Source organism: Corticicoccus populi (genome assembly GCF_042686195.1).
In the GTDB taxonomy this organism is placed as follows: domain Bacteria; phylum Bacillota; class Bacilli; order Staphylococcales; family Salinicoccaceae; genus Corticicoccus; species Corticicoccus populi.
This window is the reverse complement of the sequence record NZ_JBHUOQ010000003.1, coordinates 52,629-70,032: the sequence shown is the minus strand read 5'-3', so window position 1 is coordinate 70,032 and position 17,404 is coordinate 52,629. Positions and strand designations below refer to the sequence as shown.

Below are 17,404 nucleotides of genomic sequence, written 5' to 3'. Positions count from 1 at the left end.
ATGGAAGAATTAGATTTAACGACACGAGAAGGTCGTTTTAAACATTTCGGCTCTGTTGATCCAATTGAAGGAAAAAAACCAAAAGAGAAAAAAGATATGGCTGACCTTCAAAGTACAAAAAAAGATTTCCTGTTCCCAGTGGAATCTGTCGGCATCAATAATTTAAGCTATCCTGTAGTAATCGGCGGCTTCCAGTCTGTCGGCACATTCGAAATTGCCACCAGCTTGAATCAGGATGAAAAAGGTATTAACATGAGCCGCCTGCTTGAGAGTCTGGAAACAGAAAACAATCAGGGTGTCTCCCTTGATTTCAATACACTTTCCAATATCCTGTCACGTTTAAGAACACGCATGCAGCAGGAGTCGGCGGAAATTACTGCTGAAGGTAAATGGTATTTCGTAAAACCAAGTCCGGGCACACACATCAACGGCATGGCACATGCAGATGTTAAGTATTCCATGTCTGTTTCAAGTGAAGGCATTACAAGAAAACAGCTCGGTATGACGGCAATGGTAACGACACTCTGCCCATGCTCAAAAGAAATCAGCGAGTACAGCGCCCACAACCAGCGCGGTTATGTAAAAGTTCTGCTCGATACAGATCCCGATAAAGTTGTTCCTGAAAATCATAAAGAACAGTTATACGAACTACTTGAAGTAAATGCCTCAAGTCAGCTCTACCCGGTACTCAAACGTACAGATGAAAAAATAGTTACAGAGCGTGCTTATGAAAATCCAAGGTTTGTGGAAGACTTAATCCGTCTGATTGCATACGATTTAGTTGAACTCGACTGGGTCACAGGATTTGAAATCGAATGCCGCAATGAAGAAAGCATTCACCAGCACGATGCGTTCAGCCGCATGCGGTATACAAAATAATATAGAGAGCAGACACGTTCTTTTAATATAAGAAACGTGCCTGCTCTTTTTTATGGTATAAGTGTTGAATGACTCTCTTTATTTTAAAGTACAGCATCATTCACAAAACTGACTGACTCCGATACATGTAAAAAACCATTCAAAATTCCAAACGGCACAGTCACTCCAAAAGAAAAAACAGAAATTCACGTCAGAACGTCAATCTCTGTTTACTCACATCTATTATATTATGAAAACTCACCATCAAGGGCGCGTTCTATTGCTCTTGCCACACCTTCGTTCTGGTTGGTTTCTGTTACAACGTCCGCAATCGCCTTTGTCTCAGAAGAGCCATTACCCATAGCCACTGAAACTCCTGCTTTTTTCAGCATTGAAATATCATTCAAATTATCGCCGACAGCCATGACATCCTTCATATCAATGTCCAGAACATCCGCCATAGTTTCGAGTGCAATACCTTTTTGTGCTGTTTCATGTGTCAGTTCAATATTACCCGGTGATGATGCAGACACAGCAAGATTACCGATATCATATAAATAATTTTTAGCTCTGACAAGCTTCGCTTTACTCGTAGATGCACCTAAAAATTTCAGTACCAGCTCGTCTTCACGGTTAAATAATTCTCTATAATCTTCAATTTCAATCATGGACTTTCTTGCAACACGTTCTTCCATACGCTGGCGAATCAGCGCTTCATTTGCATGACCGCCGTTCTGATGTGCGAGGTCCAGAAATATTTCCATATCACGCTCTAAGTCTGTCGTATAAATGGCACGATCTGTATATACTTGATAAAACACATCCTCCGCCTTGAACACACTGGAAATCTCATTATTCAGGCTTCTATTTAATGATGCTGTCGCAATCACTTCGTGCTGTTCGTTTCTTACCTGTGCACCATTTAAACAGATGTACGGCAGTTTCAGCCCGTACTGCTTGATGGCAGCATGTGCCTCATAAAATGCACGCCCTGTCGCAATCACCACTTGAACGCCTTCTGAAAGCGCGCGTTTGATTGCTTTTTGTGTCCTGTCGGTAATCTCATGTTCGGATGTCAGAAGAGTGCCATCCATATCAAGTGCTATCATCTTAACCATTTTTATTATAAAACTCCCTTATGTCCTATCTTTTCTATCATTCTATCAAAAAGCCGGCGATTAAACCTCTTTTTTGCGCTTTTTTCGTAAATTTCTGAAGAATAAAGTCAGCCGCTCACCACATTCATCACCAAGTACACCGGATGTGACCAATGCCCTGTGATTGAACTTCGGCTCATCGAGCAGACGCATCAGGCTGTCGACAGTCCCGCCCTTTTTGTCAGGTGCACCGTAAACCACGTGTGGAATACGGCTCATAATAATCGCACCGGAACACATCACACAAGGTTCAAGAGTAACATAAAGAATGCAGGACTCCAATCTGAACGAACCAAGGTACCTGCTCGCCTCTTGAATCGCCAGAACTTCCGCATGTGTTACCGGATTCTGCGACGTTTCCCTCAAGTTATGCGCCCTGGCAATCACTTCACCGTCTTTTACAATAACCGCACCGATCGGCACCTCTCCGAGAGCCTCTGCTTTACCCGCTTCTTCCAGAGCCATTCTCATAAATTTTTCATGCATACACTTCACCTATTTATCTTCAAATATCAAACGATTGTCCCGGATCATATCTTCAATACTGTCCACAATCAAGTCGGCCCCGTCCAAGTCCTCTTTTTTAGAAGTTCCGCTCAAAACTCCGACAGTAAACATACCCTCGTCATAACCGAGCATTGTATCTGCCGCATTATCACCCACCATCACAAGGTCGGAAATTTCCAGTCCGTGACGCGCCATCAGCTGATCCAACACTCTGATATCCGGCTTGCAGTATTCACTGTCACCGCCGGCAACCACATCCGTTATCAGTACGCCGAGGTTAAATTTTTCAATAAAGGCCTCTGTACTTTTTCTTGAGTCACTTGTAACGATGACATTTTTATATCCCAGCCTGTGAAAAGCTTCCATCGTTTCTTTCGCACCGGCTATCAGCCGCATATGTGCATATATAAAATCAAAATTCTCTTCATAATGTTTCTTCGCCCATTCACTGCCGCTTTCTGCATACCGTTCAAAAGTCGCATGGATTTCGCTTCCCGTTCCACTTGCAACAACAGAGTTCGCCTGAATCACACCGTCCACTACACCAAGTGATTTTTCAAGAGATTCTTTTTCATGATGTTTATCAAAAGTTTCAACAAAATTATCTACACACTTTCTGGCATAAGGTCCCCACACTTTTCCGTAATCAAGCAGTGTACCGTCTTTATCCAATAAAATCATTTTCATCTTTGTCCACTCCTTAGAAAAATAAGAAGGCAGAGCCTCCTTATACTTTCTGTCCAACAGCTGTTAACATCACTTCTGTCATTCTTTTTAAATTATATTCAGGGTCAAATCCCCACTGCTCTGAGGCTGCGCTGACATCAATCGCATCCGGCCATGTTTCAGCAATTCCCTGTCTCACTTCATCCACATTATACTTCAATTCAAAATCCGGTATATGTTTTTTTATTTCCGCAGCAATCATTTCCGGTTCAATGCTCATTCCTGATACATTAAATGCATTACGGTCGGTTAATGTATCACCAGGTGCATTCATCAGCTTAATAATCGCATTAATCGCATCATCCATATACATCATGTCCATATATGTGCCCTCGGCAATATATGATGTATAACAGCCTTTTCTGACCGCTTCAAAATAAATTTCCACTGCATAGTCTGTAGTACCGCCGCCAGGCTCCTTAACATGTGAAATCAGTCCGGGGAATCTGACACTGCGTGTATCCACACCGAATTTTGTGAAATAATAGTCGCACAATAATTCTCCTGACACCTTATTGACACCGTACATTGTTGTCGGTCTCTGAATCGTCGTCTGCGGTGTATTCTGCTTCGGCGTTTCCGGTCCGAAAGCACCGATTGAACTCGGTGTGAAAAACTGAAGGTTCAGCTTTCTCGCTGTCTCAAGTGCATTCACCAGTCCCCCCATATTAATATCCCATGCGAGCTGTGGATGAATTTCGGCCGTTGCACTGAGAAGTGCCGCCATATGCATTATCGTATCTGCTTTGAAAGTTCTGCATATATCCATCATGTCTTCAAAATTTCTGACATCAAGACGTTCAAATGGTTTTCCTGCGAGCGGCCCCGTTTCAGGTATATTTATATCCGTTGCAAGAACATTTTCGTCTCCATACATTTCTCTCAATTTAATGGTGAGCTCGGTCCCGATCTGTCCGAGCGCACCTGTTATTATAATTCGCTCCATCATTTTACCCCTTATGAAATTACATTAAGTTCTCTGCCGACTTTTTCATAAATACTGAGTGCCTCATCAAGCATTTCCTTAGTGTGGGATGCAGTCGGCATATTTCTGACACGGCCTGTCCCTCTCGCTACAGTTGGAAATACAATTGATTTGGCATAGACGCCCTCTTCCATTAAGCGGCGGGAGAATGTCTGAGTCGTTTTTTCATCGCCGATGATACATGGTGTAATCGGTGTTTCTGAACTGCCGATATTGAACCCGAGTGATTTCAGGCCGTCTTTTAAATAATTCCCGTTCTCCCACAGTCTGTCATGAAGTTCCGTTGACGCCATCAGCATATTTACCGCTTCAGTAATGGCACGGGTATCTCCCGGAGTCAATGCTGTTGAGAATAAAAACGGTCTCGCCGCCACTTTCAAATAATCAATTAAATCCTGTGTCCCGGCTACATAACCGCCGACCACACCAATTGCTTTTGACAACGTACCCATTTGGAGGTCAATGTCTTTTTCAAGGCCGAAATGCTTCACAGTACCAGCACCTTTGCCCATAACACCGGAACCGTGCGCATCATCAACATAAGTAATTAAATCAAATTCTTTTGCGATTTCTACAATTTCAGGGAGTTTCGCAACATCGCCGTCCATTGAAAAGACACCGTCCGTGATATACATCACTTTTTTATACAAGCCGGATTCCACTGCTTCTTTTGCTTTTTTACGAAGATCATCCATATCTGAATGATTCACGCGGATAATTTTAGCCCGGGATAAACGACAACCGTCAATAATGGATGCATGATTTAACTCGTCTGATAAAATCGCATCTTCTTTGTTCATCACTGCCTGGATTGCCGCCATATTACAGTTAAAGCCGGATTGAAAAGCAACCGCTGCTTCCGTGCCCTTAAATCGTGCCAGTGTTTCTTCCAGCTCAACATGCAGATCAAGCGTTCCGTTAATTGTACGGACAGCACCCGCACCCACACCGTGTGAATCAACCGCAGACTTCGCAACTTCTTTCAGCTTCTCATTCGTTGCAAGACCGAGATAATTATTAGATGACAAATTAATCAGTTCCTGCCCCTCAACATTAATCACGGCACCATTGGCACCGCTGACTACGTTGATTTCATTATACAGCCCGTTATCTTTCAAATCGTTTAAATTTGATTTTAAAAACTCATCTAAAATTTTAGACATTGTAACCTCTCCTCTCCCCATAATTCTATCATATTTAAGCGCTTCCTTTTATAAATATCAACTAGTTTAATTGTTTCAAATTTTTGCAAAACTATTTATATAATAATGAAATTTTGATACAATTAAGCAATATATTTAACTGGAGGGAACAGTCTATGACAATATCAGATTTAGCACATTCCAAACTCTCCCGGATGATAGAAGTACGACGTTACTTACACATGCACCCGGAAGTATCATTTGAAGAAAAAGAAACATACCAGTATATTTTAAATCAATTATCCAACTATCCTGATGTGAAAATCCGGGAAAATGTCGGCGGCGGCGGGATTCTTGCAACAGTCGGCACAGGCAGCCCCCATATCGCAATACGGGCGGATTTTGATGCACTCCCTATACAGGATGAAAAGGATGTACCTTATAAATCAACAGTTCCCGGCGTCATGCACGCATGTGGACATGACGGACACACAAGTACACTGCTCGCACTCTTAGACCTCGTCATCCAGCAAAAAGATGAACTGAAAGGCAGTATATCCTTTATATTTCAGTTTGCTGAAGAAGTACAGCCAGGAGGTGCAGTTTCAATGGTTGAGGACAATGTTCTGGACGGTATTGATAAAGTATACGGCCAGCATTACTGGAGCCAGTATAATACCCATGAAATACACGCCAAAGCAGGTCCGATTATCGCAAGCCCGGATATGTTTGTAATTACCATTAATGGTGTCGGCGGCCACGCTGCACATCCGCATAACTCTGTAGATCCGGTCGTCATTGCGAGCGAAATCATTACCAACCTTCAGACCGTTGTGTCGAGACAGGTCGGCCCGCTTGAAAATGCAGTAGTAACTTTCGGCCAGGTAAAAGCCGGCACAGCCTTCAATGTCATTCCTGATAAGGCAGAGCTTGTCGGTACAGTACGGACCTTCAAACAGGAAATTAAAGAAGAAATCCGTGATATTTTCGAACGTGAAGTAAAACTGACATGTGAAAAACGCGGTGCCACATCGGATTTATATTATAACTTCGGCTACCCGGCAGTCATTAATCATGAAGATGAAGCTTCAGTGATTGAAGAAGCCGCAAAATCCCTCGGCCTTCATTATGAAGATACACGTCCGTTGATGATTGGTGAAGATTTTTCTTATTATATTAATGAAAAGCCCGGGGCATTTTTCTTAACAGGCTCGGGCAATCCGGATAAGCAGTCAACAGTTGTGCATCACCATCCTAAATTTGATCTGGATGAAGATGCGATGACATCTGCCTTGTCAATGTTCATGAAAATACTTGAAATCGAACAGGTGATTAAATGGAAACAAACTTCATAGAAAAAGAAACAGAAAAACATTTTAATGAGATGGTGCGTCTGCGCCGTCACTTTCATATGCATCCGGAACTTTCATTTCAGGAAGTTCAGACACCCGCATATATTGCAGAATATTTACGGGATATCGGTATTGATTCAGTTGAAGAAGGTGTGGGGGGCAGAGGTGTTGTCGGGCGCCTGATTATAGATGAATCGCTCCCTTCTGTCGCACTTCGGGCAGATTTCGATGCTTTGCCGATTCATGATCAAAAAGATGTCCCTTACCGCTCTACAGTACCTGGTGTGATGCATGCATGCGGACATGATGCGCATACTGCTGTCGTATTAACTGCAGCAAAAATCCTGAGTGAAAATAGAGATCAGCTTAAAGGAAATGTTGTTTTCATTTTCCAGCACGCCGAAGAAGTCGATCCCGGTGGTGCCATTCAAATGATTAAAGACGGCTGCCTGGATAATGTCGATGCTATATTCGGCCAGCATGTCTCAACCAATCTGGATATCGGCACCATCGGTTATAAAGTCGGGACATCGACAGGTATGCCTGATGATTTCACCGTCACCATTAAAGGGCGCGGCGGACATGCATCTAAACCCGATGTGACCATTGACCCGATTGCAGCAGCTGTCTCGTTCTGTAACCAGCTGCAGTATACTGTCACAAGAAAATCAAAACCAATGGAGCCTGTTGTTCTTTCAATTACAATGTTTAACGGCGGACATCAGCACAACGTTATTCCCGATACAGTCACTGTCGGAGGTACCATCCGTACATTTAACCATGAGACGCAGGCTGTCATGATCCGCGAACTTAAAAAATGTCTGGAAGGCCTCGTCACTATCACAGGTATCTCATATGACCTCGATTATATGAAAGGATATCCGCCTGTCGTAAATGATGAAGAGAAGACAAATATTGTCGTTGATGCTGCTGAAAATATATCTTCAGTAAGGTCCATTAAATCCCTCGAGGCAGATCTCGGCGGTGAAGATTTCTCCTATTATCTGCAGCGTGTACCGGGCACCTTTTATTATACAGGGGTTAGAAATTCAAGTTTTAAAGCGGACTATCCACACCATCATTCAATGTTTGATATTGATGAAAAAGGTCTGATTAACGCATTATCCGTAATGCTTTTATCAGTCAGTAAATTTTTTGACTCCAGGGAGGAAGAATAGATGAATATTTCACAGGAAATCGAATCACGCTACAGTGAAATGATTGATATCAGAAGATATATGCACCAGCATCCGGAACTTTCATTCCATGAAAATAACACTAAAGAATATATATATAAGCAAATTAAAGATCTCGGGTTTGATATTAAACGTGATGTCGGCGGCAATGGCCTTACTGCCAGACTCCAGGTTAATGATGATTATCCGACAATCGCACTCCGTGCAGATTTTGATGCACTGCCTCTCGAGGACGGTAAAGATGTCCCTTATAAATCAAAAACTCCGGGTGTGATGCATGCATGCGGCCACGATGCCCATACAGCAATGCTGATTACGACAGCCCGTATAATGGCAGAACACAAGGATGAACTGCCCGTCAATGTTGTGTTCCTTCATCAGCATGCGGAAGAGAAGATTCCGGGCGGTGCCAAAAGTATGGTTGAAGCGGGTGCCCTTGACGGTGTAGATTATGTATACGGTATTCACGTTTCCAGTGCATATCCGGTCGGTATGCTGTCTTACAGCTATGGCTATAAGCATGCAGGTGCAGACTCATTTACTATTAAAGTACAGGGTTCCGGCGGTCATGGTGCTGCACCCCATGAATCAATTGATCCGGTCGTTGCATCGGCATCACTGATTCAACAGCTCCAGACGATTACTTCCCGTTCAATCGATCCGTTGAAATCAGCAGTTGTGACTGCTGGAATGTTTAATGCAGGCGTTGCATTTAATGTCATTCCGGACTCAGCCGAAATCAGCGGCACCGTCAGAACATTTGAAAAAGGTGTAAAAGATATTGTGGTCAGTCGTCTAAACGGGATATTAAAAGGAATCGAGTCCAGTTTTAATGTGACGTGTACACTCGATTATCAGGACGGTTATCCGCCTGTACTGAATGATTCAAATGAAATGAAACGCATTCTAAAATGTCAGCAGGACAACCAGTATGTTAAGGAACTTAATGAAGTGGAACCTTCCATGGGAGGGGAAGACTTTGCATACTTCCTCCAGGAAAAGCCTGGTGCATTTTATAACATTGGAACTCAAAATAAAGAAACAGGTGCTGACTATCCGCACCATCATCCATTGTTCGACATTGATGAAGAAGGCATGAAAGCAGGCGTTGAATCTTTTCTGAAGCTTGCATTAAACTTTAATAAATAACGTGAAAAACTCTGCACAAATTGTGCAGAGTTTTTAAATAATATCTAAATTATTTAATGATTTCAGTAACAACGCCTGATCCTACAGTACGTCCACCCTCACGGATAGAGAAACGAGTACCGTCTTCAATAGCGATTGGAGAAATAAGCTCAACAGTCATTTCTACGTTATCGCCAGGCATTACCATTTCAGTACCTTCTGGAAGATTAACTACACCAGTTACGTCAGTTGTACGGAAGTAGAACTGCGGACGGTAGTTAGTGAAGAATGGAGTATGACGTCCACCTTCGTCTTTTGAAAGTACATAAACTTCAGCTTTGAAGTTAGTGTGTGGAGTGATTGATCCAGGAGCAGCAAGTACTTGTCCACGCTGGATGTCTTCACGGGATACACCACGAAGTAAAGCACCAATGTTGTCGCCAGCTTCAGCATAATCAAGAAGCTTACGGAACATTTCTACACCAGTAACTGTAGTCTTACCAGACTCTTCTTGTAAACCGATGATTTCAACTTCGTCACCAACTTTGATTTGTCCACGGTCAACACGACCAGTAGCAACTGTACCACGGCCAGTGATTGAGAATACGTCCTCAACAGGCATCATGAATGGTTTGTCAGAGTCACGCTCTGGAGTTGGGATATAGTCATCTACAGCTTGCATAAGTTCAAGAATTTTTTCTTCATATGCAGCATCGCCTTCAAGAGCTTTAAGAGCAGAACCAGAGATTACTGGAAGGTCATCTCCAGGGAAGTCGTATTCAGAAAGAAGTTCACGTACTTCCATTTCTACTAATTCAAGAAGTTCTTCGTCGTCTACCATGTCAACTTTGTTTAAGAATACAACAAGTGCAGGTACACCAACGTTACGTGATAACAGAATGTGCTCACGAGTTTGTGGCATTGGACCATCTGCAGCAGATACTACAAGAATCGCTCCGTCCATTTGTGCAGCACCAGTGATCATGTTTTTAACATAGTCAGCGTGACCTGGGCAGTCAACGTGCGCATAGTGACGAGATTCAGTTTCATACTCGATGTGAGAAGTGTTGATAGTGATTCCACGCTCTTTTTCTTCCGGCGCGTTATCAATCATGTCATAACTTTGTGCAGTACCTGAACCGTGTTTAGAAAGAACAGTTGCGATAGCAGCAGTTAAAGTAGTTTTACCGTGGTCAACGTGACCAATTGTACCAATATTGGCATGTGTTTTGGAACGGTCGAATTTTTCTTTAGCCATTTTGAAATACCTCTCCTTATATAAAGAAATTAATTATTTTATAATACTTGGGCGGGAACACCCGCCCAAGGTGGTTCATAATCATATATAAATGATTTTCCAATAAAAATCAAGTAAATACCTGTTATTTATTCGCCTTTGTTTTTCTTGATGATTTCTTCAGCGACTGATTTAGGTACTTCTTCATAATGATCGAAAGTCATAGTGTAAGTTCCGCGTCCCTGCGTATTTGAACGTAGAGATGTTGCGTAACCAAACATTTCTGAAAGTGGAACGAAAGCATCAACAACTTGTGCATTACCACGAGCGCCCATGCCGTCTACACGTCCACGACGACTTGTTACGTCGCCCATGATATCGCCCATGTACTCTTCCGGCATTACGATTTCTACTTTCATCATTGGTTCAAGAATTACAGGCTGACATACTTTTGCAGCTTCTTTAAGTGCAATAGATGCAGCAACTTTGAAGGCCATCTCAGATGAATCGACATCGTGGTATGAACCATCAAATAATCTTGCTTTAATATCGACCATTGGATATCCGGCAAGAACACCGTTTTCCAATGAATCTTTAAGACCAGCTTCTACGGAAGGAATGTATTCACGAGGAACTACACCACCGACAATTCCGTTTTCGAATTCGAAACCGGCACCTTGTTCATTTGGTGTGAATTCAATGTGTACATCACCATACTGACCGCGTCCACCGGACTGACGGCTGAATTTACCTTGAACAGAAGCTGACTGCTTGAATGTTTCACGGTAAGATACCATTGGCGCACCAACGTTACATTCAACTTTGAATTCACGTTTCATACGGTCAACAAGTACATCCAGGTGTAATTCACCCATACCGCCGATAACAACCTGTCCAGTTTCATTATCAGTATGTGCAGTGAAAGTTGGATCTTCCTCCTGCAGCTTCACAAGTGCTGTAGTCATCTTATCCTGGTCACCTTTTGATTTAGGTTCAACAGATAAGTGGATAACCGGTTCAGGGAATTCCATTGATTCAAGAATAACCTGAGTTTTCTCGTCACAAAGTGTATCACCTGTACCTGTATCTTTAAGACCAACAGCAGCAGCGATGTCCCCAGCGTAAACTGTAGGGATTTCTTCACGTGAGTTCGCATGCATCTGCAGAATACGACCAACACGTTCACGCTTGTCTTTAGTTGTGTTTCTAATGTATGACCCAGAGTTTAAAGTACCTGAGTACACACGGAAGAATGTCAATTTACCAACAAACGGGTCAGTCATAACTTTAAATGCAAGTGCCGCGAACGGCGCATCATCTGCAGGTTTTGCAATGATTTCTTCATCTTCGTTATCTTTAACATGACCAACAATTGGTTTAACATCAAGTGGAGATGGCAGATAATCAATTACAGCATCAAGAAGTAATTGAACACCTTTGTTTTTAAAGGCTGTACCACACATTACCGGGTAAAATTCAACGTCACAAGTTGCCTGACGGATAGCCGTCTTCAACTCTTCAATAGAAATTTCTTCCCCGCCAAGGTATTTCTCCATGATATCTTCATTAACATCTGCAAGACCTTCAATCAGAGATTCTCTGAATTGTTCAGCCTTGTCTTGATATTCAGCAGGAATATCGCCTTTTTCGTAATCCTGACCCAAATCATCCTTGTAGTGCCAAGCTTTCATTTCAAGAAGGTCAATAATACCTTCGAATTCATCTTCAGCACCAATTGGTAATTGAATCGGATGTGCATTTGCCTGTAAGCGTTCGTTAATTGTTCCAACAGAGTATTCAAAGTCAGCACCGATTTTATCCATCTTGTTGACGAATACAACACGTGGTACACCGTAAGTTGTTGCCTGTCTCCAAACAGTTTCTGTTTGAGGTTCAACACCTGACTGTGCATCAAGTACTGTCACTGCTCCATCCAATACACGAAGTGAACGTTCAACTTCAACTGTGAAGTCTACGTGACCCGGTGTATCGATGATGTTTACACGATGACCTTCCCACTCGGCTGTTGTCGCAGCAGAAGTAATCGTGATACCACGTTCCTGCTCCTGCTCCATCCAGTCCATCTGTGAAGCACCTTCATGTGTTTCACCAAGTTTGTGGATACGGCCTGTGTAATAAAGAATACGTTCAGTCGTCGTAGTTTTACCAGCATCAATGTGAGCCATGATACCGATGTTACGCGTGTTTTCTAATGAAAATGGTCTTGCCATGAGTATTCTTTTCTCCTTCCAAAAATGGATTGAAATTTATAGCTGTCAGAGGCTTTCGATTACCAGCGGTAGTGAGCGAACGCTCTGTTAGCTTCTGCCATTTTATGCGTATCTTCGCGTTTCTTAACTGCACCACCAGTGTTATTGGCAGCATCAAGAATTTCATTTGCAAGTCTTTCTTCCATTGTCTTCTCTCCACGCAGACGTGCGTAGTTTACAAGCCAACGAAGACCTAGAGTTGTACGACGCTCAGGACGTACTTCTACAGGTACCTGGTAGTTTGAACCACCAACACGACGTGCTTTTACTTCAAGAACAGGCATAATGTTATCGATTGCTTCTTCGAACACTTCGATAGCATCTCTGCCGGAACGTTCCTGTACTAAATCAAATGCAGAGTAAAGAATTCTTTGGGATGTACCGCGCTTCCCGTCGATCATCATTTTGTTGATCAGTTTAGTCACAAGTTTAGAGTTGTGAATCGGATCTGGCAATACGTCTCTTTTTGCTACTGGACCTTTACGAGGCATTAGTCATCCTCCTTTCAGAAATTAATAGTTTTGTGAATTTAACGCTTATTTTTTATCTTTAGGTCTCTTAGTACCGTAAAGTGAACGTCCTTGTCTGCGGCTGTCAACACCTGAAGTATCAAGCGCACCACGAACAATATGGTAACGAACACCTGGTAAGTCTTTTACACGTCCGCCACGGATAAGAACAACACTGTGCTCTTGAAGGTTGTGGCCGATACCAGGGATATATGCGTTAACTTCAACGTTATTTGAAAGTCTCACACGGGCATATTTACGAAGCGCAGAGTTTGGTTTCTTAGGAGTCATTGTACCTACACGAGTACATACACCACGTTTCTGCGGCGCAGCTTCAGCAGTTACACGTTTCTTAAGACTGTTAAAACCTCTGTTCAATGCCGGTGAATCTGATTTTTTGCTTTTAGTTTTACGCGGGTTTCTAATCAACTGATTAATAGTTGGCATTTTTTTATTTCCTCCTCTCTCATCTTAATCCACACATCCAGGTGGTTCATAATTAAGGTATAAAAAATCTGCAAGAATGAATTCTTACATTTTTACACATTTTAGTCTGTTAAGACACCATAAATATTACCCCAATAGAGTAACCTTAGTAATAATACCATCTCTAAATGACAGTGTCAATAATATATCATAATTTGTTGGAGCATACGGCTGTATCACAGGGATTCAGCCGCAGATCCAACTATTTATATTTTATTCTTCCACAAGTACTTCCTGGGCTTCAGGAACTTCCGGACGGTCAACATCCACTTCAACATCTCTGTATCTCGCCATACCTGTTCCTGCCGGAATCAGTTTACCGATAATAACATTCTCTTTAAGACCGAGAAGATCATCGCGTTTACCTTTAATGGCAGCATCAGTTAAGACTCTCGTAGTTTCCTGGAAGCTTGCTGCAGACAGGAAGCTTTCAGTTTCGAGTGATGCTTTTGTAATACCGAGAAGAACCGGTTTCGCCGTTGCCGGACGTTTTCTCTGTTTGAAGATTTCTTTGTTGGCATCCGTAAATGCATGAATATCAACTAATGCACCAGGGAGTAATGATGTTTCACCTGCATCGATGATTCTCACTTTTCTAAGCATCTGGCGGACCATTACTTCAACGTGTTTATCATCAATTTCAACACCCTGCATACGGTAAACTTTCTGTACTTCTTTAAGGAGATATTCCTGTGTACGGTTAAGTCCTGCAACATTCAGAAGTTCTTTCGGTTCAATGGAACCTTCCGTAAGTGTTTCACCAGGAATCACTCTGTCTCCGATTTCAACTTTCAAACGGGCAGTTGCCGGTGCAGTATATGTTCTTGTTTCCTGTTCACCTTTAATTTTGACCTCCTGCTGGCGGTCTTTAACAATCTCAATATCAGAGATTTCACCGGTGATTTCAGATACAAGTGCCTGACCTTTCGGGTTACGTGCTTCAAACAATTCCTGAATACGCGGTAAACCTTGCGTGATGTCACTTCCGGCTACCCCGCCTGTATGGAATGTACGCATTGTAAGCTGTGTACCCGGTTCACCGATAGACTGTGCGGCAATCGTTCCGACTGCTTCACCGACTTCCACTTTTTCACCTGTTGCAAGGTTTTTACCGTAGCAGCGTTCACATACACCGTGACGCGTGTTACAAGTAAATGCCGAACGGATATATACTTCTTCAATTCCGCTGTTTACAATTTCTTTCGCAATATCCATTGTAATCAGTTCATTGGAGCGTACAAGAATTTCTTTGGTTTCAGGATGTCTGACTGTTTCTTTTGCATAGCGTCCTTCAAGGCGGTCAAGAAGTGGTTCAATCATTTCCGAACCTTCTGTCAATGCTGATACAAGAAGACCTCTGTCTGTTCCACAGTCTTTTTCGCGGACGATAACATCCTGGGCAACGTCTACAAGACGGCGTGTCAGGTAACCTGAATCGGCTGTCTTAAGTGCTGTATCGGCAAGACCTTTACGGGCACCATGTGTAGAAATAAAGTACTCAAGTACTGTCAGTCCTTCACGGAAACTTGATTTAATCGGTAATTCGATAATTTGTCCTGACGGGTTCGCCATCAGTCCGCGCATACCTGCAAGCTGCGTGAAGTTTGATGCGTTACCACGGGCACCTGAATCACTCATCATAAAGATTGGATTCAGACGGTGAAGTGATTTCATCAGACGTTCCTGAATGACATCTTTTGATTTTGTCCACAGCTCAATGACTGCAGCATAACGTTCTTCTTCAGTGATTAGACCACGGGAGAACTGCTTTTGGACTTTCTCAACTTTTTCTTCAGTTTCATCAATAATCTGCTGTTTATCCGGAAGTACTACAATATCAGATACACCTACAGTAATACCTGCTTTTGAAGAGTACTTAAATCCTAAATCCTTCATCAAGTCGAGCATTACTGATGTTTCAGTAATATGGAACTTGTTAAAGATTTCAGCAATGATTTGTCCGAGGAACTTTTTATTGAATGGATCAACAAGCGGTACATCTTTAAAGTACTCATTTAAACCTGCTTCACCGATTTTATCTGCTTTAATAAAGTATTTATCCGGCGTGTCATTTTCAAGGTTCTGTCTTGTCGGTTCATTTATATAGGAGAATGATTCCGGCATAATCTCATTGAAAATAACTTTACCTACTGTTGTAAGAAGGATTTCGCCTCTGTGTTTCTCTCCTACTTTCTCAAGTCCGAGAGAAGATGTGTGAAGACCGATACGTGTATGAAGACCGACATACCCGTTTTGATACGCCATAACGACTTCATTCATATCCTTAAAGATATGTCCTTCACGTTTTTCGTTGTCTCTTTCGAGAGTCAGGTAATAGTTACCCAGTACCATATCCTGTGACGGTGTAACTACAGGTTTACCGTCTTTCGGATTCAAAATGTTCTGTGCAGCAAGCATCAGCATACGCGCTTCAGCCTGCGCTTCTTTTGATAACGGTACGTGAACAGCCATCTGGTCACCGTCAAAGTCAGCGTTATATGCTGTTGTAACGAGCGGATGCAGACGGATTGCACGACCTTCAACAAGTGTTGCTTCGAACGCCTGAATACCAAGACGGTGAAGAGTCGGCGCACGGTTTAACAGTACAGGGTGTTCTTTAATAACATCTTCAAGAACATCCCACACTTCATTTTCCATGCGTTCAATTTTACCTTTGGCATTCTTGATGTTTGTTGCCATCTCACGCGCAACAAGTTCCTTCATAACAAAAGGTTTAAACAATTCAAGCGCCATTTCTCTCGGCAGACCGCACTGATACATTTTCAAGTTTGGTCCGACAACGATTACAGAACGTCCGGAATAGTCAACACGTTTACCAAGAAGGTTTTGACGGAAACGACCCTGCTTCCCTTTAAGCATATGTGACAATGATTTTAACGGTCTGTTACCCGGCCCTGTTACAGGGCGTCCGCGGCGTCCGTTATCGATTAATGCATCTACAGCTTCCTGCAGCATACGCTTCTCATTCTGTACAATGATGCCCGGCGCACCAAGATCAAGAAGACGTTTCAAACGATTATTACGGTTGATGACACGTCTGTACAAGTCATTTAAGTCACTTGTCGCAAAGCGTCCGCCGTCAAGCTGAACCATCGGACGGATTTCCGGTGGAATAATCGGCAGTACATCAAGAATCATCCATGAAGGATCATTGCCTGAATTACGGAATGACTCAACAACTTCAAGACGTTTAATTGCGCGGGTTAATCTTTGTCCCGTTGCAGTTTCCAGTTCTTTTCTTAAAAGATTAAGTTCCTCATCAAGATTCACATCCTGAAGAAGTTCTTTAATTGCTTCGGCACCCATTTTAGCTGTGAATGTATTTCCGTGCTTATCATAGTACTCACGGTATTCACGCTCAGTTAATAACTGTTTTGATTCAAGTCCGGTTGACCCGGGTTTAATTACTGCGTAGGAAGCAAAATAAATAACCTCTTCCAGTGAACGCGGTGACATATCCAAAAGTAATCCCATTCTTGAAGGAATACCTTTGAAATACCAGATGTGTGAAACCGGGGCAGCAAGTTCAATGTGCCCCATTCTTTCACGGCGGACTTTGGACCGTGTTACTTCAACACCACAACGGTCACATACCATACCTTTATATCTTACACGCTTATATTTACCACAGCTGCATTCCCAGTCTTTTGTCGGACCGAAAATTTTCTCACAGAATAAACCGTCTCGTTCCGGTTTTAATGTTCTATAGTTAATTGTCTCAGGTTTTTTCACTTCACCGAATGACCATGAACGAATCTTTTCAGGTGACGCTAAACCGATTTTCATATATTGGAATCTATTAACATCTATCAATGAGCTTTCCTCCCTAA

General features: G+C 42.5%; 14 protein-coding genes. 4 read left to right on the top strand and 10 right to left on the bottom strand.

Annotation, left to right across the window (positions count from 1 at the left end):
- Window positions 1-879 (top strand): GTP cyclohydrolase FolE2, encoded by an 879-nt coding sequence (gene folE2 / locus ACFSX4_RS08635; RefSeq protein WP_377773642.1) that lies wholly within the window; start codon window positions 1-3, stop codon window positions 877-879.
- 227 nt (window positions 880-1,106) lie between these two features.
- Here the strand turns inward: folE2 and ACFSX4_RS08630 are convergent, their stop codons facing one another.
- From ACFSX4_RS08630 to ACFSX4_RS08610, 5 genes are read right to left on the bottom strand one after another with little or no spacing between them, the layout of a single operon-like run.
- The gene (locus ACFSX4_RS08630; protein WP_377773640.1) at window positions 1,107-1,976 is read right to left on the bottom strand and encodes a Cof-type HAD-IIB family hydrolase; all 870 of its coding nucleotides are present in this window, start codon (window positions 1,974-1,976) and stop codon (window positions 1,107-1,109) included.
- A 60-nt stretch (window positions 1,977-2,036) separates the two neighbouring features.
- The gene (tadA, locus tag ACFSX4_RS08625; RefSeq protein ID WP_377773638.1) at window positions 2,037-2,510 is read right to left on the bottom strand and encodes a tRNA adenosine(34) deaminase TadA; all 474 of its coding nucleotides are present in this window, start codon (window positions 2,508-2,510) and stop codon (window positions 2,037-2,039) included.
- Complete coding sequence (locus ACFSX4_RS08620; protein WP_377773636.1) at window positions 2,511-3,209, bottom strand: HAD family hydrolase; 699 nt, start codon at window positions 3,207-3,209, stop codon at window positions 2,511-2,513.
- Window positions 3,210-3,249: 40 nt separating this feature from the next.
- Window positions 3,250-4,194 carry an NAD-dependent epimerase/dehydratase family protein gene (locus ACFSX4_RS08615; RefSeq protein WP_377773634.1) on the bottom strand — a complete coding sequence of 315 codons (945 nt, stop codon included), beginning with the start codon at window positions 4,192-4,194 and terminating at the stop codon, window positions 3,250-3,252.
- A gap of 11 nt (window positions 4,195-4,205) precedes the next feature.
- The gene (locus ACFSX4_RS08610; RefSeq protein WP_377773632.1) at window positions 4,206-5,396 is read right to left on the bottom strand and encodes a glycine C-acetyltransferase; all 1,191 of its coding nucleotides are present in this window, start codon (window positions 5,394-5,396) and stop codon (window positions 4,206-4,208) included.
- Window positions 5,397-5,551: 155 nt separating this feature from the next.
- On the opposite strand from ACFSX4_RS08610, the gene ACFSX4_RS08605 reads away from it, so the two are divergent.
- From ACFSX4_RS08605 to ACFSX4_RS08595, 3 genes are read left to right on the top strand one after another with little or no spacing between them, the layout of a single operon-like run.
- Entirely contained in the window at window positions 5,552-6,730 is a 1,179-nt protein-coding gene (locus tag ACFSX4_RS08605; RefSeq protein WP_377773630.1) for an amidohydrolase, read from the top strand.
- The gene (locus ACFSX4_RS08600) at window positions 6,712-7,905 is read left to right on the top strand and encodes an amidohydrolase (RefSeq protein ID WP_377773628.1); all 1,194 of its coding nucleotides are present in this window, start codon (window positions 6,712-6,714) and stop codon (window positions 7,903-7,905) included. Before ACFSX4_RS08605 ends, ACFSX4_RS08600 begins: the two co-directional genes overlap by 19 nt.
- The gene (locus ACFSX4_RS08595; protein WP_377773627.1) at window positions 7,906-9,072 is read left to right on the top strand and encodes an amidohydrolase; all 1,167 of its coding nucleotides are present in this window, start codon (window positions 7,906-7,908) and stop codon (window positions 9,070-9,072) included.
- A 49-nt stretch (window positions 9,073-9,121) separates the two neighbouring features.
- Here ACFSX4_RS08595 and tuf read toward each other — a convergent pair whose 3' ends face one another.
- The 5 genes from tuf to rpoC all read right to left on the bottom strand — a co-directional run bounded on the left by tuf (window position 9,122) and on the right by rpoC (window position 17,387).
- Window positions 9,122-10,309 (bottom strand): elongation factor Tu, encoded by a 1,188-nt coding sequence (gene tuf, locus ACFSX4_RS08590; RefSeq protein ID WP_377773625.1) that lies wholly within the window; start codon window positions 10,307-10,309, stop codon window positions 9,122-9,124.
- Window positions 10,310-10,437: 128 nt separating this feature from the next.
- Window positions 10,438-12,519 (bottom strand): elongation factor G, encoded by a 2,082-nt coding sequence (gene fusA / locus ACFSX4_RS08585; protein ID WP_377773623.1) that lies wholly within the window; start codon window positions 12,517-12,519, stop codon window positions 10,438-10,440.
- A gap of 59 nt (window positions 12,520-12,578) precedes the next feature.
- A complete protein-coding gene (gene rpsG / locus ACFSX4_RS08580; RefSeq protein WP_377773621.1) occupies window positions 12,579-13,049 on the bottom strand; it encodes a 30S ribosomal protein S7 in 471 nt (156 codons plus the stop codon).
- A 45-nt stretch (window positions 13,050-13,094) separates the two neighbouring features.
- The gene (gene rpsL, locus ACFSX4_RS08575) at window positions 13,095-13,514 is read right to left on the bottom strand and encodes a 30S ribosomal protein S12 (protein WP_377773619.1); all 420 of its coding nucleotides are present in this window, start codon (window positions 13,512-13,514) and stop codon (window positions 13,095-13,097) included.
- A 252-nt stretch (window positions 13,515-13,766) separates the two neighbouring features.
- Window positions 13,767-17,387 carry a DNA-directed RNA polymerase subunit beta' gene (rpoC, locus tag ACFSX4_RS08570; protein ID WP_377773617.1) on the bottom strand — a complete coding sequence of 1,207 codons (3,621 nt, stop codon included), beginning with the start codon at window positions 17,385-17,387 and terminating at the stop codon, window positions 13,767-13,769.
- Window positions 17,388-17,404 lie beyond the last annotated feature (17 nt).

Excerpts from the sequence above, each read along its gene's own strand:
- fusA (WP_377773623.1), bottom strand. The coding sequence starts at position 12,519 with ATGGCAAGACCATTTTCATTAGAAAACACGCGTAACATCGGTATCATG.
- ACFSX4_RS08600 (WP_377773628.1), top strand. The coding sequence starts at position 6,712 with ATGGAAACAAACTTCATAGAAAAAGAAACAGAAAAACATTTTAATGAG.
- ACFSX4_RS08595 (WP_377773627.1), top strand. The coding sequence starts at position 7,906 with ATGAATATTTCACAGGAAATCGAATCACGCTACAGTGAAATGATTGAT.
- rpsG (WP_377773621.1), bottom strand. The coding sequence starts at position 13,049 with ATGCCTCGTAAAGGTCCAGTAGCAAAAAGAGACGTATTGCCAGATCCG.
- folE2 (WP_377773642.1), top strand. The coding sequence starts at position 1 with ATGGAAGAATTAGATTTAACGACACGAGAAGGTCGTTTTAAACATTTC.
- ACFSX4_RS08615 (WP_377773634.1), bottom strand. The coding sequence starts at position 4,194 with ATGGAGCGAATTATAATAACAGGTGCGCTCGGACAGATCGGGACCGAG.
- ACFSX4_RS08620 (WP_377773636.1), bottom strand. The coding sequence starts at position 3,209 with ATGAAAATGATTTTATTGGATAAAGACGGTACACTGCTTGATTACGGA.
- ACFSX4_RS08605 (WP_377773630.1), top strand. The coding sequence starts at position 5,552 with ATGACAATATCAGATTTAGCACATTCCAAACTCTCCCGGATGATAGAA.
- ACFSX4_RS08610 (WP_377773632.1), bottom strand. The coding sequence starts at position 5,396 with ATGTCTAAAATTTTAGATGAGTTTTTAAAATCAAATTTAAACGATTTG.
- ACFSX4_RS08630 (WP_377773640.1), bottom strand. The coding sequence starts at position 1,976 with ATGGTTAAGATGATAGCACTTGATATGGATGGCACTCTTCTGACATCC.
- tuf (WP_377773625.1), bottom strand. The coding sequence starts at position 10,309 with ATGGCTAAAGAAAAATTCGACCGTTCCAAAACACATGCCAATATTGGT.
- rpsL (WP_377773619.1), bottom strand. The coding sequence starts at position 13,514 with ATGCCAACTATTAATCAGTTGATTAGAAACCCGCGTAAAACTAAAAGC.